This window comes from Pseudomonas sp. HMSC057H01 (assembly GCF_001836405.1).
Lineage (GTDB): Bacteria > Pseudomonadota > Gammaproteobacteria > Pseudomonadales > Pseudomonadaceae > Pseudomonas > Pseudomonas aeruginosa.
Window position 1 is genome coordinate 61,218 of record NZ_KV828478.1, and the last position, 16,188, is coordinate 77,405.

Annotated in this window: 15 protein-coding genes; 13 read left to right on the forward strand and 2 right to left on the reverse strand. The window is 70.6% G+C overall.

Annotated elements, in window-relative coordinates:
• Positions 1 to 13 precede the first annotated feature (13 nt).
• The 10 genes from HMPREF2581_RS17570 (at position 14) to HMPREF2581_RS17615 (ending at position 10,784) form a co-directional block, all read left to right on the forward strand.
• Positions 14 to 523, forward strand: a complete 510-nt coding sequence (locus tag HMPREF2581_RS17570; protein ID WP_003088783.1) for an aromatic-ring-hydroxylating dioxygenase subunit beta — start codon at positions 14 to 16, stop codon at positions 521 to 523.
• 10 nt (positions 524 to 533) lie between these two features.
• Positions 534 to 1,436, forward strand: coding sequence for an alpha/beta fold hydrolase (locus tag HMPREF2581_RS17575; protein WP_003139620.1), 903 nt, complete (start codon positions 534 to 536; stop codon positions 1,434 to 1,436).
• Positions 1,433 to 2,089, forward strand: a complete 657-nt coding sequence (locus tag HMPREF2581_RS17580) for a hypothetical protein (RefSeq protein ID WP_003139619.1) — start codon at positions 1,433 to 1,435, stop codon at positions 2,087 to 2,089. The genes HMPREF2581_RS17575 and HMPREF2581_RS17580 overlap by 4 nt, the downstream gene beginning before the upstream one ends.
• Positions 2,073 to 2,921, forward strand: coding sequence for a class I SAM-dependent methyltransferase (locus HMPREF2581_RS17585; RefSeq protein ID WP_003139617.1), 849 nt, complete (start codon positions 2,073 to 2,075; stop codon positions 2,919 to 2,921). Before HMPREF2581_RS17580 ends, HMPREF2581_RS17585 begins: the two co-directional genes overlap by 17 nt.
• 91 nt (positions 2,922 to 3,012) lie before the next feature.
• The gene (locus HMPREF2581_RS17590) at positions 3,013 to 5,664 is read left to right on the forward strand and encodes a TonB-dependent receptor (protein WP_003139616.1); all 2,652 of its coding nucleotides are present in this window, start codon (positions 3,013 to 3,015) and stop codon (positions 5,662 to 5,664) included.
• Between the two features lie 12 nt (positions 5,665 to 5,676).
• The gene (locus HMPREF2581_RS17595) at positions 5,677 to 6,756 is read left to right on the forward strand and encodes an LLM class flavin-dependent oxidoreductase (RefSeq protein ID WP_003139615.1); all 1,080 of its coding nucleotides are present in this window, start codon (positions 5,677 to 5,679) and stop codon (positions 6,754 to 6,756) included.
• Positions 6,753 to 8,036, forward strand: a complete 1,284-nt coding sequence (locus HMPREF2581_RS17600; protein ID WP_003139614.1) for an MFS transporter — start codon at positions 6,753 to 6,755, stop codon at positions 8,034 to 8,036. Before HMPREF2581_RS17595 ends, HMPREF2581_RS17600 begins: the two co-directional genes overlap by 4 nt.
• On the forward strand, positions 8,023 to 9,219 hold the full coding sequence (locus HMPREF2581_RS17605) for an MFS transporter (RefSeq protein ID WP_003139612.1): 1,197 nt from the start codon (positions 8,023 to 8,025) through the stop codon (positions 9,217 to 9,219). The genes HMPREF2581_RS17600 and HMPREF2581_RS17605 overlap by 14 nt, the downstream gene beginning before the upstream one ends.
• A 102-nt stretch (positions 9,220 to 9,321) precedes the next feature.
• The gene (locus tag HMPREF2581_RS17610; RefSeq protein WP_003107976.1) at positions 9,322 to 9,831 is read left to right on the forward strand and encodes a sigma-70 family RNA polymerase sigma factor; all 510 of its coding nucleotides are present in this window, start codon (positions 9,322 to 9,324) and stop codon (positions 9,829 to 9,831) included.
• Positions 9,828 to 10,784: a FecR family protein gene (locus HMPREF2581_RS17615; RefSeq protein WP_003139611.1), complete on the forward strand. Its 957-nt coding sequence runs from the start codon at positions 9,828 to 9,830 to the stop codon at positions 10,782 to 10,784. Before HMPREF2581_RS17610 ends, HMPREF2581_RS17615 begins: the two co-directional genes overlap by 4 nt.
• A 1-nt stretch (position 10,785) precedes the next feature.
• Here the strand turns inward: HMPREF2581_RS17615 and HMPREF2581_RS17620 are convergent, their stop codons facing one another.
• Positions 10,786 to 11,631, reverse strand: coding sequence for a CmcJ/NvfI family oxidoreductase (locus HMPREF2581_RS17620; RefSeq protein ID WP_003128627.1), 846 nt, complete (start codon positions 11,629 to 11,631; stop codon positions 10,786 to 10,788).
• 148 nt (positions 11,632 to 11,779) lie between these two features.
• On the reverse strand, positions 11,780 to 12,814 hold the full coding sequence (locus tag HMPREF2581_RS17625) for an AraC family transcriptional regulator (protein WP_003139609.1): 1,035 nt from the start codon (positions 12,812 to 12,814) through the stop codon (positions 11,780 to 11,782).
• Between the two features lie 146 nt (positions 12,815 to 12,960).
• Between HMPREF2581_RS17625 and HMPREF2581_RS17630 the strand changes: the two genes are divergently transcribed.
• From HMPREF2581_RS17630 to HMPREF2581_RS17640, 3 genes are read left to right on the forward strand one after another with little or no spacing between them, the layout of a single operon-like run.
• Entirely contained in the window at positions 12,961 to 14,436 is a 1,476-nt protein-coding gene (locus tag HMPREF2581_RS17630; protein ID WP_003139608.1) for a flavin-containing monooxygenase, read from the forward strand.
• 10 nt (positions 14,437 to 14,446) lie between these two features.
• On the forward strand, positions 14,447 to 15,376 hold the full coding sequence (locus HMPREF2581_RS17635; protein WP_003139606.1) for an alpha/beta hydrolase: 930 nt from the start codon (positions 14,447 to 14,449) through the stop codon (positions 15,374 to 15,376).
• Positions 15,361 to 16,119, forward strand: coding sequence for an SDR family oxidoreductase (locus tag HMPREF2581_RS17640; RefSeq protein WP_003088821.1), 759 nt, complete (start codon positions 15,361 to 15,363; stop codon positions 16,117 to 16,119). Before HMPREF2581_RS17635 ends, HMPREF2581_RS17640 begins: the two co-directional genes overlap by 16 nt.
• Positions 16,120 to 16,188: the final 69 nt, after the last annotated feature.

Consider the following 16,188-nt stretch of genomic DNA (forward strand, 5'->3'; position numbering starts at 1 on the left):
CCGGAGGATACTCATGAGCCTTGCCTTGTCCCGTCCCGACAGCGACCTGCTGGCGCGGGTCAGCGATTTCCTCGTCGCCGAAGCCGAGCTGCTCGACGACCGCCTGCTGGATACCTGGTTCGCCCTGTTCGAGCGCGCTGCACGCTACCGGGTGCTGCCGTTGCAGGAGCAACTGGCCGGCCAGGCGCCGGAGGACAGCCTGTACATCATCGACGACGATCACGTGCGTCTGCGCGAGCGGGTCGACAGCATCCTCGGCGGGCATACCTGGATGGAGCAGCCGCGCTCGCGCACCCGCCGCCTGGTGGGCAACGTGCGGCTGAAGCGGGTCGAGGGCGAACTGGTCAGCAGCCGCAGCAACTTCGTCGTCCATCAGTTCCGCAACCGCGAGGCCTGGAACTTCGTCGGCGAAGCCAGCCATGTCCTGCGCGACGGTCCCGAGGGCTTGCGCATCGTCTCGCGGGAGATCCGCCTGGACCACGAGACCATCAGCGCCCAGCGGCGCATCAGCATCATCCTGTGAGGCGCCGCCCATGAGCACCGATCCGTTGCTGTCCGGCTTCGACTACCTGACCCTGCACACCTCCGCCGCGCGCCTCCGCGTCGCCGTGAAGGGCAGCGGCCCGCCGCTGCTGCTGTTGCATGGCTATCCGCAGACCCACCTGGCCTGGCACCGCATCGCTCCGCGCCTGGCCGAGGACTACAGCGTGGTCCTCGCCGACCTGCGCGGCTACGGCGAATCGCGGGCGCTGGACGAGGAGGGCGCCGACTATTCCAAGGCCGCGCTGGCCCGCGACCAACTGGAAACGATGGGCCAGCTCGGCTTCGAACGCTTCACGGTGATCGGCCACGATCGCGGCGCGCGGGTCGGCTATCGCCTGGCGCTGGACCATCCGCAGGCGGTCGCGGCCTTCGTCTCGCTGACCGTGGTGCCGATCCTCGACAACTGGGCCGCGGTGAACAAGGCCTTCGCCCTCAACGCCTACCACTGGTTCCTCCTCGCCCAGCCGTACGACCTGCCGGAGCGCCTGATCGGCGCCGATCCGGAGCACTTCCTCGACTACACCCTGCGACGCATGGCCCAGGGCCGCGACATCTACCACCCGCAGGCGCTGGCAAGCTACCGCCGGGCGTTCCGCGACCCCGCCGTGCGCCATGCGATGTGCGAGGACTACCGGGCCGCGGTGGGCGTCGATGCCGACGCCGACCAGGCCGATCGCGACGCCGGCCGGCGCCTGCAATGCCCGGTCCAGGTGCTCTGGCAGGAACGCCCCTACGCCGCCGGGCAGCATCCGCTGGAAATCTGGAAGACCTGGGCCGGGCAGGTCGAGGGCGCCGCCATCGGCGCCAGCCACATGCTCCCCGAAGACGCGCCGGACGCGGTGCTGGAGCACCTGCTGGGGTTTCTCGCCAGCCACCGGGAGGCGCTCCGATGAGCGCCGTCGAACGCGATCCGGCGGTGCAGGCGACGCTCTGGCGACAGCGGGTGTTCGAGGTGCACGCGGCGATGTCCGCCTACGTCGCCGAGCGCCATCGGCGCGAAGACCTGGGGGACTGGGTGGCGACCAGCGCGCGGATATTCGCCGATCTGCCGGCGACCGACGACCTGCGCGCCGAAGCCTGGCAGGCGGTGTTCTTCCGCGCCCAGGCGCTGATCGAACAGTTCATCGTCGCGCGCCCGGCGGATTACCGGCTCGACGACTGGGCGCGCGCCACCGCGCGGATCTATCGCGCGCTGGAACCGGCGGGACGGGGCGATCCGGCCAGCGCCGCCGACCGCCTGGCACGCCAGGCCGCGCTCTACGGTTCGCGTTTCGAGGTGCAGGCCGAGGCTGGCGGGCGCGCGGTATTCCACAACCGTCACTGCGCGATCTGGGACTACCGCGAGCGCGCCCGCGCCCGAGGCGTGCCGATCACCCTGGAGTCGGCCTGCACCTATTGCACCAAGCTGCTGTCGGCGTTCGTCGCCGCCAGCGATTGCCGCGCCGACTGGCGGCTCTACGAAGAGCCGCAAGGCCACGGCTGCGTATGGACCATCACGGCGGACAGCCTCAACCAAGGAGCAGGCGTACATGAACGCGATCATTGAACAGGCGCGCAGCCTGGACGGCTACCAGGATTCCAGCGAACTGCTGCAACGTCGCGACCAGGACTGGGTGCTCGACCGCGCCGGCATCGAGCCGCGCAGCCTGCTCGATCTCGGCTGCGGCATCGGCTCGCTGCTGCTCGGCGCCGCCCGGCGCTGGCCCGGCCTGCAACGGTTGTGGGGCATCGAGCGTTCGCCGCTGCGCCTGGAGCAGGCGCGCGCGCAGTTGCGCGGGGCTGGCGTCGAGGCGCGTCTGCTGGAGGGCGACCTGCTCGACCTGCCGCCGCTGGCGGAACGCTTCGAGCTGATCAGCATGACCGCCGTGCTGCACTGGCTGTATCCCGACGAAGAGCGGCTGTTCCGGTGGGTCGCGCGGCACCTCGAGGCGCAGGGGGTATTCCTGTTCACCTCGCACCATCCGTTCGCCGAGGATGGCCTCGGCGGCGAGGACGACCTGGTCGCCCAGGCCCTGGTCGAGATGGGCCTGGCCGCGCCGGAGCGGGTGGCGGCGCTCTACGCGGAAGCCGGGCTGCTGCCGATGGGCACCCGCACCCGTGGCCGGGAGGCGTTGCGCGAACGCGTCGAACGGCACTTCCGGGTCGACTCCATCGTCTCCCGCCCGGCGGCCCTGCGCGTCGCCGACTCCGCCGAGTACCAGCGTTTCCACGCCGCCACCTTCGGCACCTATTTCGCACCGCTGGTGCCGGCGACGCGCCTGGAGGAATTCTTCGTCCGCCTCGGGCGGATCGCCGAGCGGCGCATGCAGGCCGACGGACAGGTCAGCGAAATCCCGGTCAGCGTCTGGCGCTGCCGGGCGCGGGAGGGCGAGGCATAACCTTATGCGCAATCGGTCTGCCGCGCGGCTGAAAATCGGTACGGGCAATTGCACTCGGTGGCATCCGCAACCGCTCAAGGATGAACCGACCATGCCCAACCCGCGTTCGCCACGTCTTCGACTCGTCCCCGTGCTCTGCGCGGTCGGCCTGGCCTGCCTTGGCCAGCCCGGCGAGTCGGCGGCAGAGGAGGTCCGCGCCACCAGCCGCGCCGAGATCCAGCGCTTCGACATCCCGGCCGGCGAACTGGCCCAGGTACTGCTGAGCATCGTCCGCCAGAGTCGCACCCCGATCGCCTTCGACCAGCACCTGGTGGAGGGCCTGCCGGCACCGGCGATCCAGGGCTCCTACAGCGTCGAGCAGGCGCTGCAGCGGGCCTTGCGGGGCAGCGGCCTGGAATACAGCCGCAGCGCCGCCGGCGTGCTCAGCCTGCAACGCGCCACGGCGCCGGATGCCGCGCTGCCGGCGGCGAAGCCCGCCGGGACCCTGGCCACGGTGGTGGTCACCGGCACCCGCAAGGCCGATGTCAAGGCCGGCGAGAGCCTGGCACCGATCGATGTGGTCAGCGCCGAGCAATTGCGCGACAGTGGCAGCGGCGACCTGCGCGACGCCCTGGTGCGCCTGCTGCCCTCGCTGTCGCGCCAGGCCCAGGCCTACAACGCTTCGGCGCTGACCAACGCGCAGTCGCTGCGCGGCCTGAGTCCCAACCACGTGCTGGTGCTGGTGAACGGCAAGCGCCGCCACGAGACCGCCAACATCAATGTCAGCGGCGGGCTGCAGAGCGGCTCCACCGGGGTCGACCTGGACACCATCCCGCTCGCCGCCATCGAGCGCATCGAGGTGCTGCGCGACGGCGCCTCGGCGCAGTACGGCTCGGACGCCATCGCCGGGGTGATCAACGTCATCCTCAAGTCGGCCGACCACGGCGGCCGGCTCGCCTACGACAACGGTCGCTACGGCGATGGCGACGGCCTGACCCAGAACGGCGGGGTGAATGGCGGCCTGCGTTTCGGCGAGAGCGGTTTCCTCAACCTCAGCGCGCAGTTCCGCGAACAGGCGCGGACCATCCGCGCCGGCATCGACCAGCGTACCGGGCACTACGGCAACCCGTCCATCGGCGACCCTTCGCTGCACCGCCAGGCGCTGGCCTACAACGCCGGCGTGGCGCTGGACGACAACGTCGAGCTGTACAGCTTCGCCACCTATACCCATCGCTCGGTGTCCTCGGCGCAGATCTACCAGTTGCCGTCCCTGGCGCCGCGACTCTATCCGAACGGCTTCACCCCGCGCATCACCAGCGACGAGGACGACTATTCGCTGACCCTCGGCGCCCGTGGCGGCGAGCTGTTCGGCGCCTGGGACTGGGACCTCAGTTCCACCTACGGTGCCGACCGCCCGGAGATCGGCATGGACCATTCGATCAACCTCGCCCTCTACGGCGAGACCGGCGATTCGCCGCGGTCCTTCGACCTGGCGCGCTACAAGGCCACCCAGTGGACCAACAATCTCGACCTGCGCCGCGACTTCGACCTCGCCTGGCTGCCCGCGCCGCTGAATTTCTCCTGGGGCCTGGAGCAGCGCCGCGAGCTCTACGAGGTCGAGGCCGGCGATCCCTGGTCCTACTACAACGGCGGTTCCAAGGCGCTCCCCGGACAGGCGCCGGCCAGCGCCGGACAGTGGAGCCGCGACGTGCTCGGCGCCTATCTCGACCTGTCCACCGCCCTCGACGAGCGCTGGCAACTGGAGACGGCGGCGCGCTACGAGCACTACAGCGACTTCGGCAGCACCACCAACGGCAAGCTCGCCAGCCGCTACCGCTTCAGCCCCGAGGTGTCGGCGCGGGCCAGTCTCAGCAGCGGCTTCCGCGCGCCGTCGCTGGCCCAGGAGAACTACACCAGCCTGGGCGTCTCGCCGACCATCGCCAGCGGCCTGCTGGCGGTCAACTCGCCGGCGGCCAGGCTGCTCGGCGCCGAAGACCTGGAGCCGGAAAAGTCGATCAGCTACAACCTCGGCCTGGTGCTCGATCCCTTGCCGGACCTGAACCTGGCCATCGACACCTATCGCATCGAGATCCGCGACCGCATCGTCGACGGTGCCACCTATTCCGGACAGCCGGCGATCGATGCGCTGCGCGCCGGCGGGATCAGCATCCCGGCCGGACTGACCCAGGTCAGCACCCACTACATGACCAACGGCGCCGACACCCGTACCCACGGCCTCGACCTCACCGCCAGCTACCTGACCCGGCTCGGCGAGTGGGGCCGGATCGACTGGCGCCTGGGCGCCAACGTCAATCGCACGAAGCTGGTCAGGAATCATCGCGGGCGCAACGGCCAGCCGCTGCTCAACGACCAGCAGCAGGCCTGGATCACCAGCTCCACGCCGCGCAGCCAGGTCAGCCTGCAGGCCGACTGGAGCTACCGGCGCTGGGGGCTGACCCTGCGCGAAACGCGCTACAGCAAGACGGTTTCCGAACTGGACTACTACACCGGCGAGCATGCCTATTCGACCACGGTCTTCAACCGCTTCGAGAACTCGCCCAAGTACATCACCGACGTCGCCCTGCGCTATGCGGCGAGCCGCAACCTGACCCTGAGCGCCGGGGCCAACAATCTGTTCGACGTGAAGCCCGACAAGCTGCCGGCCGAGAGCGCCTACCTCGGCTTCAACCAGTACGACACCTATGCCTCGCAGATCAGCTTCAACGGCGCCTTCTACTACCTCGGCGCGGCCTACACCTTCTAAGGAGGACGAACCATGAGCATCGAACTGCGCGGCGGCGTGCGCGCCTCCGCGGTCATCGGCGACAGTGCCTTCGCCCGCCAGGCCGCGCGTTTCCTGCCGGACACCCGCAGTCGCGCGGTGAGTGCCTTCGACATCCAGCAGAAGGCCCGCCTGGAAGAGGCGGACGGCCTCGACGGCGCGCTGTTCACCGTTTCCGCTGCCTGGCCCGACCCCTGGCTGGTCGCCGGCTGGGCTTTGGCCGCGGCGCCGCGCCTGCGCGCCACCGTCGCGCACCGACCGGGGAGCGCCCAGCCGACCGTTGCCGCGCGCGCCCTGGCCACTCTCGACGGCCTGTCCAACGGGCGCGCCGGCGTACATCTGGTGATCGGCTCCAGCGACGCCGACGTGCGCCGCGACGGCGACCTCGCCGACAAGGACGAACGCTACCGGCGCGCCGTGGAGTACCTGGAGGTCTTCACCCGCGCCCTGGAAAGCCGCGACCCCTTCGACTACCACGGCGAGTTCTACCGGCTGGAGGACGCCGGCAGCGGCTTCCTGCCGATCCAGCGGCCGCGCCCGCCGCTATCCGTTGGCGGCTCCTCGGCGCAGGCACAACGCCTGGCGGTGCGCTTCGCTGACGTCTACGCCGGCCACTTCGCCAGCCCCACGCAGACCGCGGAGCTCAAGCGCAGGCTGAACGAGGAGGCGGCGGAGCAGGGCCGGCGGCTGAAGTTCTGGAAGCACTTCCAGGTGATCCTCGGCGACAGTCCGGCGGCGGCCCTGGACATCGCCGAGCACTACCGCCAGGCCGCTTTCGAACTGCTTCTGGCACGGCCCCTCGACGAACTGGCGGCATCGCCGCAGGTCGCCCGCGACGGCGAGCGCGACCGGCTCGCCCGGCTGGAGCCGGAGGCCTTGCGCGAATGGGTGGCGAATACCGTGCAGCGCAGCTTCGCCGGGGTGCTGGTGGGCAGCGTCGGCGAGGTGGCGGAACAGATCCTGGCCTTTCATCGCGCCGGCATCGAGATCGTCCAGCTCGAGGCCACCACCGAGAACGCCGAGGACATCCGCTTGCGCCGCCAACTGATCGAGCGTCTGAGGCGCGACGCATGAGCGGCGTCGCCCGCGAGGCCATGGAGGACGTCGCGCCGGCGGCGCCTGGCGTCGGCGAGTTCGGCGTGGCCAGTTGTGGGGTGCTGCTGGCCTCGGTAGTGGGGGTGATCTTCGGCCCCACCGGGCTGGTGATCAGCAGCTTTTCGCTGTTCATCGAGCCGATCGCCGCCGACCTGGACTGGGACCGTGGCCAGTCGGCACTGCCGGTGACCCTGCTGGGCCTGGCGGTAGCCCTGAGCAGCCCGCTGAAGGGCTGGCTGGTGGATCGCTGGGGCGCGCGCGCCCTGGTCCTGCCGCTGACCGCCGCGCTGGCCCTGTGCCTGGCCAGCCTGGCGCTGGCGCGCAGCGGCTGGCAGCTATACCTGCTGTTCGCGCTGCTCGGCCTGCTGACGCCGGGCAACATTCCCTATGCGCGGATTCTCGGCGGCTGGTTCGAGCGTCGTCGCGGCGCAGCCTACGGCATCCTCGGACTCGGCTTCGGCGTCGGCGGGCCACTGGCGCTGTACCTGGGCAGCGCCTGCATCGACGCCTTCGGCTGGCGTGCCACCTTCCTCGTCTATGGCCTGCTCGAAGGCCTGCTGGCGCTGCCGCTGCTCTACGCGTTGTTCCGCGAGCGGCCCGGCGACCTGCCGCAGGCGCGGCGCCCGCCAGCCGGCGCGCTGCCCGGAGCGACGCCAGGCCAGGCCTGGCGCTCGGCGGACTTCTGGCTGATCGTCGGCAACCTGATCCTCGGCGTGTTCGCCGTCACCGGCGTGATGGTGCATGGCGTGCCGCTGTTGCAGGAGCGCGGCCTGTCGCGGGAGGTCGCCACCGATGTGCTGGCGGCGCTGTGGGTCGGCATGATCGTTTCGCAACCGGCGCTGGGCTACCTGCTGGACCGCTACGACACCCCGCGCATCGCCTTGCCGTTCGCCCTGCTGGCGGCTATCGGGCTGCTGCTCCTGCTCCTCGGCGGACCGCCGGCGCTGCTCTGGGGCGCGGTGTTCCTGATCGGCCTGGGCGCCGGCGGCGAGACCGGCACCACCCAGTACTTCGTCAGCCGCTACTTCGGCCTGCGCCATTTCAGCGTGATCTATGGCTCGATCCAGCCCTTCACCTTCGCCATCGCCATCAGCCTGGGGTCCTGGCTGCTGGGTTACTTCTACGACCGCGCGGGCTCCTACGCGGGCTCGACGCTGGTCCTGCTCGGCGCGTTCGGCGTGGCGGCAGGGCTGCTGGTCATGCTCGGGCGCTATCGCTATGCCATCGACGGGGAGGCACGCAGCCATGGGCGAGACTGAACGGAGCAGGGCGGAGGTGGGCGTCTGGCTGCTGGCCGGGCTGGCCTTCGTGGTCGGCACGGTGGAACTGGTGGTGGCCGGGGTGCTCGACGAACTGGCCGCCAGTTTCGCCGTCAGCCAGGGCCGGGCCGGGTTGCTGATGAGCCTGTACGCGCTGGTCTATGCGCTGCTCGGCCCGCTGCTGGTCTACCTCAGCGCCGGCATCGAGCGCCGCCGCCTGCTGGCCGGCGCGCTGCTGGTGTTCGTCGGCGCCAACCTGGCCAGCGCCGCCGCGCCGAGCTTCGCCCTGTTGCTGGCGAGCCGGCTGCTGGTGGCGGCCAGTGCCTCGGTCATTGTGGTGGTGGCGATCACCCTGGCGGTGGCCATCGTCGCACCGGAACGGCGCGGCCGGGCGATCGGCCTGGTGTTTGCCGGCATCGTCGCCTCACTGGTGCTGGGCGTACCGCTGGGCACCCTGATCGGCGAGTTCTGGGGTTGGCGCAGCCTGTTCCTGCTGCTCGCCGGGGTCGCGTTGCTCGGCCTGCCGCTGCTCCTGCGCCTGCTGCCGGCCATACCCGGCGCGCCCGGCATCGCCCCGGCGGAGCAACTGCGGGCGCTGGCCCGGGGCCGGGTGCCGTTCGCCCACCTGGCATCGCTGTTGCAGATGACCGGCCAGTTCACCGTCTACACCTACATCGTGCCGTTCCTGGTCGGCAGCATGGCCCTCGACAAACCGACCATCAGCCTGGTCCTGCTGGTCTACGGGGGCGGCGGCATCCTCGGCGCGCTGCTCGGCGGACGTGCCGCCGACCGCTGGCCGGGGCCGGCCACCTTCGTCGCCTTCCTGCTCCTGCATGCACTGGCCCTGGTCCTGCTGCCGTTCGCCACCGGCGGCCTGCCGCTGCTGCTGGGCGCGGTGGTGTTCTGGTGCGTGTTCAACATGGCGCCGGGGCCGGCGATCCAGAAATACCTGGTGGAACTCAGCCCGGACACCGCGGCGATCCAGATCAGCCTCAACACCAGCGCGATCCAGCTCGGCGTGGCCCTGGGCGCCTTCATCGGCGCGATCCTGGTGGACCAGGTGGCGGTGCGCGCGCTCCCCTGGTGGGGCGCCGCGCTGATCCTCGGCGCCGCCGCCTGCGGCTGGCTGTCCGCGCAGCGGCCGGCGGCGGGCTCGGCGGACTGCCGGGAGCGCCTCGATTGATTCCCTACCGCGCGCCACGGGAACAGCCCCGGGCGCCGTTCCTCAACCTCCAGGCTCACTACCGCTATCCGTGGCGTGGCCTGCCAGCAGCGAACGCTTACCATGGATAGCCAAGGCTCCATCAAGAACACCCTGATCGCCCAGTTGTTCCAGCAGAACTACGACTGGCTGTGCAAGAAACTGTCCTACCAGACCGGCTGTAGCCACAGCGCCGAAGACCTCGCCGCCGAAGCCTTCCTGCAGGTCTGGATGCTCCCCGACCCGGCGTCGATCCGCTCGCCGCGGGCGTTCCTCGCGACCATCGCGCAACGCCTGATGTACGAGAGCTGGCGGCGCAAGGACCTGGAGCGCGCCTACCTGCAGATTCTCGCCGAGGCGCCGGAGGCGGTGCAGCCGTCGCCCCACGAACAGTGGATGCTGATCGAGAGCCTGCAAGCCATCGACCGCCTGCTCGACGGCCTGTCCGGGCAGGCCCGCGCGGTGTTCCTGATGAGCCAGCTGGAAGGCCTGACCTACGTGCAGATCGGCGAACGCCTCGGATTGTCCCTGGGGCGCATCCACCAGTTGATGAAGGATGCCTTGCACTGCTGCTACCGGGGATTCCAGGAATGAGCGAGAAGCCGGAACGGCAACGCATCGTCGAGGAGGCCATCGAATGGATGGTGCGCCTGCAATCCGGCGACTTCAGCGCCGCCGAGGGCGATGCCCTGGAACGCTGGAAGGCGCTGTCGAGCGAGCATGCCGAGGTGTTCCGGCAACTGCTTGGCAGCCTCGCGCCGCTACAGGACTCGCCCTGGCGCGGCCAGCCGAGCGCTACCGTGCTGCGCGCCCTGGAGCAGCCGTCGAGCCGCCGGCGCTTCGTCGGCGGCGCCCTCGGGCTGTTCGTCCTGCTCGCCGGCGGAGCCGGCCTGGAGCGCTGGGTCCAGGCCGGCATGGGCCTGCCCGGCGAACTGGCGACCGGCACCGGCGAGCGCCGCGACTGGTTGCTGGCCGACGGCAGCCGCCTGCGCCTGAACGCGCGGAGCAAGGCGCGACCGCTGCTCGACGGCGCCCAGCGACGCCTGGAGCTGCGGCGCGGCGCGTTGCGCCTGGAAGTGAAGGAGGACCCGCGCGGCGCCTTCGCTCTCGACTGCGCCGCCGGACGGGTGGACTGCGCCAGCGGCAGCCTGCTGCTTGCCGAGGAGCGCGGGGCGATCCGCCTGGTGACCCTGCGCGGCAGCGCGCGGCTGACCACCGGCGAGGGACGCCAGCTGGCGGTGGCGGCACGACGCAGCCTGCTGTTCGACGCCGGCGGCCTGCTCGAACAGGGCCCGATGCAGGCCGGAGAGGATGCCTGGGCCAGCGGCTGGCTGGAGGTCCACGACCGTTCCCTGGCCTGGGTCGCGGAGGCCTTCCGGCCCTATCTGCCAGGCATCCTCCAGCTCGACGCGGAGATCGCCGGCAACCGCGTCAGCGGTCTGTTCCCGCTGGACGACATGCACACGTCCCTGGACATGCTCGGGCGCAGCCTGCCGATCCGCGTGCTGCGCTACAGCGACTACTGGATCAGCCTGCGCCCCGCCTGACTCATTCGTCGAAGAACAGCAGGCAACGCAGTTCGATACTCTGCCGCGGCGGCGCATCGGCCGGGGTGCAGGGATCGTCGAAGGCGGTGTGCGCGCCGAGGCGGGCCTGCGCGTCCTCCCGCGAATCGTAGATCTTCAGCAGCAGCGCTTCCTCCGGCAGCAGGTGCGGGTAGTAGTACCAGCGGTGCTCCGGGTTGGGCTTGACCGAGTAGGTTTCGCCCACCTTGTCGCGGTACACCAGGTCACTGGCCACCAGGTCGTCGAACGCCAGGCTGCGGGCGTCCAGCAACGCCAGCGGCGCGCGCTGCGCCGGGTGGCCGAACGGACGCCACAGGTTGACGATCTGGAAGCGTCCGGCCAGGCGCCGTTCGGCGCGTTCCGCCGGCAGGTGGTCGCGGACCCGGCGCGGCGCCGAGCGCAGGGTCTGGTCGTTGTGCACGTAGCGCACCGGTTCGCGCAGGCCGCGTTCTTCGCGCCCGGCTTGGTCGACGCGCAGCGTGTGGTCGAAGATCACCGCCTCGGCGGCGCCGGTCAGGCGGCGGAGCAGGGCGATGCTTTCCGGGTAGTAGCGTTCACGAACCTGGGCTTCATCCTCGAAATCGCCCACCGCGCTCGCCTCGCGCACCAGTTGGAAACCCTCGCGCTCCAGGCTGGCCGGTTGCGCCAGCAGACGCGCATTGCGGATCGCCACCCGGGTCGGCTGCAACAGCGCGCTGCGCTGCGGCGTCCCGGCGGGGGCCGGATAGGTGTAGGCGACGGGTCGCTCGCCGCTGTCGCGGATATAGTTGACCTCGGCCTCGACCCGCTCAGGCGCGTGCGCCGGCCATGCGTGTTGCTGGCAACCCATGTGTCGTTCTCCCGTTGCCAGCGGAGATGCCTCCGCTGCCGCGCCGCCGGATGCCGCGCGTGAACGGCCAATCTAGCCGCTGGCAGGCGGCGGCGAAACGAACATCGAGCGCTGGCGTCCTGCCTTCGTGGAATAAGCCCGGAGCGGCTCAGGGCATCGCGTCGAGTCGTCGCCGCTGGCGATACTGGCGCGGCGTCATGCCTTTCCAGCGCCTGAAGGCGTGGATGAAGTTGGATACCTCGCCGTAGCCGAGGCGCTCGGCGATCTCCTCCAGGCGAATCGCGCCGGTGGCCAGCAGCTCTTCGGCGAGGGCCTGGCGCACCTCGTCGAGCAACAGGCGGTAGCTGCTGCCCTCGTCGTCCAGGCGGCGACGCAGGGTACGCACGGTGAGGTGCAGTTCCATGGCCAGGGTCTGCATGTCCGGCAAGTGGCCGGGCGTCCTCAGCAAGCGGTCGCGGATGCGTCCGGCCAGACCGCCGCGCACCTGGCGGCGGGCGAGCAGGGCGCGGCACTGTTCCTCGCAGGCTCGCGCCACCTCTGGATTGGCGCCGGGCAGCGGGAGGTCGAGGAAGCGCCGTTCGAAGACCACCCGGTTGTCCGCCTGGCCGAACGCCGGGCACAGGCCCAGCTCGCGCACGTAGGGCGCGGGATCGGCGGGCGGTGGGCGGCGGAAGCCGGCGCGGAGGATCGGCAGGCGCTGCCCGGTGAGGTCGCGCTGGATGCGCAGCACGCCACCGGCGTCGCGTTCGAGGAGGAAAATCCGCAGGTCCTCGGGAATGCCGGCGTCGTCGAGCACCAGGTGCGCTTCGTCGTCGTGTACCTCCAGGCGGATGCCATGGAAGGCGAAGGTCAGGTCGAGGTAGCGCAGGCCCAGTTGCGCGGCGCTGAGGAAGGTCGGGCTGCTGAGCAGGGCGAAGCCCCAGATGCCGTAGGCGTTGAGGTGATAGCGCAGGCCTGCCGCCAGGCCCGGTGCGCAGGCGTCGCCCAGGTGCCGGACCAGGTTGCGCACGACGCTCAGTTCCTGGGCCGCGTCGATTTCCCCGGAGGGATCGCCGAGCAGGCGGATATCCAGGCCGCTACCTGCCAGGCACTGCTCCAGGCCGAGGCCGCGGTCGATGCCGAACTGGATCAGCAGGTGCGCGCTGATGGCGCTGCGGCGGGGAGACCAGGGCGGAGTGGGCATGGTGGCGTCCGAGGTTGACCGAAAATCACAACTTTATGTCCGGCCCGGCCATAACGCCAGTCGCCCCGGCGAACTAGGATGCTGCCATCCGCCGCTGGGCGGAATCGCGCCGGACGGCGTGGCAAGCAACAAACGGGAGCACAACAATGCACAACGAGTCCCGCCCTGAAGCCCCCTTGCGGGTGCTGGTGGTCGGCGCCGGCTTCGCCGGTCTCGGCCTGGCGATCCGCCTGCGACAGGCAGGCATCGACGATTACCTGGTCCTGGAAAAGGCCGCCGACGTCGGCGGTTGCTGGCGGGAAAACCGCTACCCGGGCGCCGCCTGCGACGTCCCCTCGCATCTTTATTCGTTTTCCTTCGAGCCGAAGGCCGACTGGTCGCGCAAGTTCGCCCCGCAGGCGGAAATCCTCGACTACCTGCGGCATTGCGCGGACAAGTACCGTCTGCGCGGGAAGATCCGTTTCCACTGCGAGGTGGAGGAGGCCCGCTTCGACGCCGGCAGCGGCGAATGGCAGGTGCGCTGCGCCGACGGCCAGACGCTGCGCGCACGGGCCCTGGTCTGCGCCACCGGCCAGTTGAGCCGGCCGCTGCTGCCGCGCCTGCCCGGCCTGGAGCGCTTCCAGGGTCCGGCGTTCCACTCGGCGAACTGGGACGCCGAGGTCGAGCTGGCCGGCAAGCGGGTCGCGGTGATCGGCACCGGAGCCAGCGCCATCCAGTTCGTCCCGCGGATCGCCCCGCAGGTGCAACGCCTGTCGCTGTTCCAGCGCAGCGCGCCCTACGTGATCGCCAAGCCGGACCGCGCCTACGCCGACTGGGAACGCCGCCTGAAGGCGCGCTGGCCGTGGCTGCAACGTCTGGATCGGGGGCTCAAGTACCTGCACCACGAATCGCGGATGCTCGCCTTCGCGACCTTCCCGGCGCTGATGAAGGTGATGCGGCTGAGCTTCCATCGTCACCTGCACCGGCAGATCGCCGATCCGCAACTGCGCGCGCGGCTGGTTCCCGACTACCCTCTGGGTTGCAAGCGCATCCTGATCAGCAACGACTATTACCCGGCGCTGGCCAGGAGCAATGTCGAACTGGTCGACACGGGCATTCGCGAAGTCACCGAAGACGCCGTGGTTGGCCGTGACGGCCGCCGGCACGAGGTCGACGCGATCATCTTCGGTACCGGCTTCGCCGCCACCGAGTTCCTCGCCCCGATGCGCATCCTCGGCCTCGACGGACGCGACCTGCGGCAGGCCTGGGCGGATGGCGCGGAAGCCTACAAGGGCATCAGCGTCAGCGGCTTCCCCAACCTGTTCATCCTTTACGGGCCGAACACCAACCTCGGTCACAACTCCATCGTCTACATGCTGGAAAGCCAGTTCCCCTACGTGCTCGGCTGCCTGCGCCAGCTCCAGGCGCAGGGCTTGCGCTACCTCGACGTGAAGCCCGAGGTCCAGCGGCGCTTCAACCTGGAGGTGCAACAGGGGTTGCGCCATACCGTCTGGGAGCGTGGCTGCGACAGCTGGTACAAGACTGCCGCCGGCAAGAACACCAACAACTGGCCGGGCTACACCTTCGTCTATCGCTGGCGTACGCGCCGGCCGGAGCTTGCCGACTATGACCTGGCCCGCTGAAGCGCCCCTGATGTCGCCGCCGCAACGCCTGCGCGCCGGTCTCCTGCGCGGCTGCCTGCGCCTGTTGTTCCGCGGGCTGGTCCGTCCGCCCATGCCAGTGGCGCTGCAACGCGGCGTGCTGCGCGGGCTGAGCCTGGCGACGCTGGGCGCCGGCGGCGTCGTTCGCGAGCGCCGCAGCCTCGCCGGCGTGCCCTGCGAGTGGTTGCGGCCGCGCGGGGTGGAGGCGCGGCGCCGGGTGCTCTACCTGCACGGCGGCGCCTACCTGATCGGCTCGCCGGCGACCCACCGGGCGATCACCACGCACCTGGCCCGGCGCTGCGCCGCCGAGGTTTGCGCAGTGGACTACCGACGTGCCCCGGAACATCCGTTCCCCGCCGCCCGCGACGACGCCCTGGCGGTCTACCTGGCATTGCTGGAGGCCGGCCATTCGCCGCGCCAGCTGCTGCTCGCCGGCGACTCGGCGGGCGGCCACCTGGCGCTGTCCCTGGCCCTGGAGCTGAAGGCGCGCGGCTTGCCGTTGCCGGCCGGGTTGCTGCTGTTCTCGCCCTGGACCGACCTCAGCTGCCAGCGCCTGCACACGCCGGAGGCCGGCGACCCGCTGCTGTCGAGGGCCTGGCTGGAAAGCGCGGTGCGCCTGCTGCTGCCGGCCGACGCGGAGCCAGGCTCGGCCGCCCTGTCGCCGCTGCATGCCGACCTGGCGGGGCTGCCGCCGCTGCTGGTACAGGTCGGCGAGGACGAACTGCTGCGCGACGACAGCCTGCGCCTGGCGCAACGGGCCGGCGAGCAGGGCGTCGCGGTGCGATTGCAGCGCTACGCCGGTTGCTGGCACGTGTTCCAGGCCCATGCCGGTGTGCTGGCCAGCGCCGACCGGGCGTTGGACGAGGCGGCGGCGTTCGTCGTCGAATGCAGCGCGGAGGGCGGCCAGTGCAGAACATCCTGATCAGCGGTGCCGCCTCCGGGATCGGCGCCGCCAGCGCGCGACTGTTCCACCGCCGGGGCTGGCGGGTCGGTTTGCTGGACATCGATGCCGAGGCGTTGCGCGGCTTGGCCGCGCAACTGCCGGGCGCCTGGCAGCGTGCCGTGGACGTCAGCGAGCCCGACGCGGTCGGCGAGGCGCTTGCGCAGTTCTGTGCCGATGGCCGCCTGCGCCTGCTGTTCAACTGCGCCGGCATCCTGCGTTTCGGCCGCTTCGAAGAGGTCGCCCTGGAGGACCACGCGCGGTTGCTGGCGATCAACCTGCAAGGCGTCCTCAACTGCTGTCACGCGGCCTTTCCGTTCCTGCGCGCGACGCCGCAGGCGCAGGTACTCAACATGGGCTCGGCATCGGGGCTTTATGGCGTACCGGAGATGGCCGTCTACTCGGCTTCGAAGTTCGCCGTGCGCGGGCTCACCGAGGCGCTGGAGCTGGAATGGCGCCGCCACGGGATTCGCGTCGCCGACCTGATGCCGCCGTTCGTCCGCACGCCGATGGTCGCCGGGCAGACCTACCGACCGCCGGTGTTGCGTCGCCTGGGGCTGAGACTGGACGCCGAGGATATCGCCGAGGCGGCCTGGCGGCAGGCGCACAGCCGGCGGGTACACCGGCCGGTGGGCGGGTTGTTCACGGCGCTGTACTGGGCTGGGCAGTTGTCTCCGCCGTGGGTGAACCGAGCGGTGATGGCGTGGTTGTCGCGGGACGAATAGGCACTTGCGTTTATCCGCCGCTTATCCGGGGTATTGGCGGATACCGCCTGTGGCGGTATTCGCCCTACA

Bases quoted from the DNA above. Each gene is read 5' to 3' on its own strand.
- HMPREF2581_RS17570 (WP_003088783.1), top strand. From the start codon at position 14: ATGAGCCTTGCCTTGTCCCGTCCCGACAGCGACCTGCTGGCGCGGGTC.
- HMPREF2581_RS17575 (WP_003139620.1), top strand. From the start codon at position 534: ATGAGCACCGATCCGTTGCTGTCCGGCTTCGACTACCTGACCCTGCAC.
- HMPREF2581_RS17580 (WP_003139619.1), top strand. From the start codon at position 1,433: ATGAGCGCCGTCGAACGCGATCCGGCGGTGCAGGCGACGCTCTGGCGA.
- HMPREF2581_RS17585 (WP_003139617.1), top strand. From the start codon at position 2,073: ATGAACGCGATCATTGAACAGGCGCGCAGCCTGGACGGCTACCAGGAT.
- HMPREF2581_RS17590 (WP_003139616.1), top strand. From the start codon at position 3,013: ATGCCCAACCCGCGTTCGCCACGTCTTCGACTCGTCCCCGTGCTCTGC.
- HMPREF2581_RS17595 (WP_003139615.1), top strand. From the start codon at position 5,677: ATGAGCATCGAACTGCGCGGCGGCGTGCGCGCCTCCGCGGTCATCGGC.
- HMPREF2581_RS17600 (WP_003139614.1), top strand. From the start codon at position 6,753: ATGAGCGGCGTCGCCCGCGAGGCCATGGAGGACGTCGCGCCGGCGGCG.
- HMPREF2581_RS17605 (WP_003139612.1), top strand. From the start codon at position 8,023: ATGGGCGAGACTGAACGGAGCAGGGCGGAGGTGGGCGTCTGGCTGCTG.
- HMPREF2581_RS17610 (WP_003107976.1), top strand. From the start codon at position 9,322: ATGGATAGCCAAGGCTCCATCAAGAACACCCTGATCGCCCAGTTGTTC.
- HMPREF2581_RS17615 (WP_003139611.1), top strand. From the start codon at position 9,828: ATGAGCGAGAAGCCGGAACGGCAACGCATCGTCGAGGAGGCCATCGAA.
- HMPREF2581_RS17620 (WP_003128627.1), bottom strand. From the start codon at position 11,631: ATGGGTTGCCAGCAACACGCATGGCCGGCGCACGCGCCTGAGCGGGTC.
- HMPREF2581_RS17625 (WP_003139609.1), bottom strand. From the start codon at position 12,814: ATGCCCACTCCGCCCTGGTCTCCCCGCCGCAGCGCCATCAGCGCGCAC.
- HMPREF2581_RS17630 (WP_003139608.1), top strand. From the start codon at position 12,961: ATGCACAACGAGTCCCGCCCTGAAGCCCCCTTGCGGGTGCTGGTGGTC.
- HMPREF2581_RS17635 (WP_003139606.1), top strand. From the start codon at position 14,447: ATGTCGCCGCCGCAACGCCTGCGCGCCGGTCTCCTGCGCGGCTGCCTG.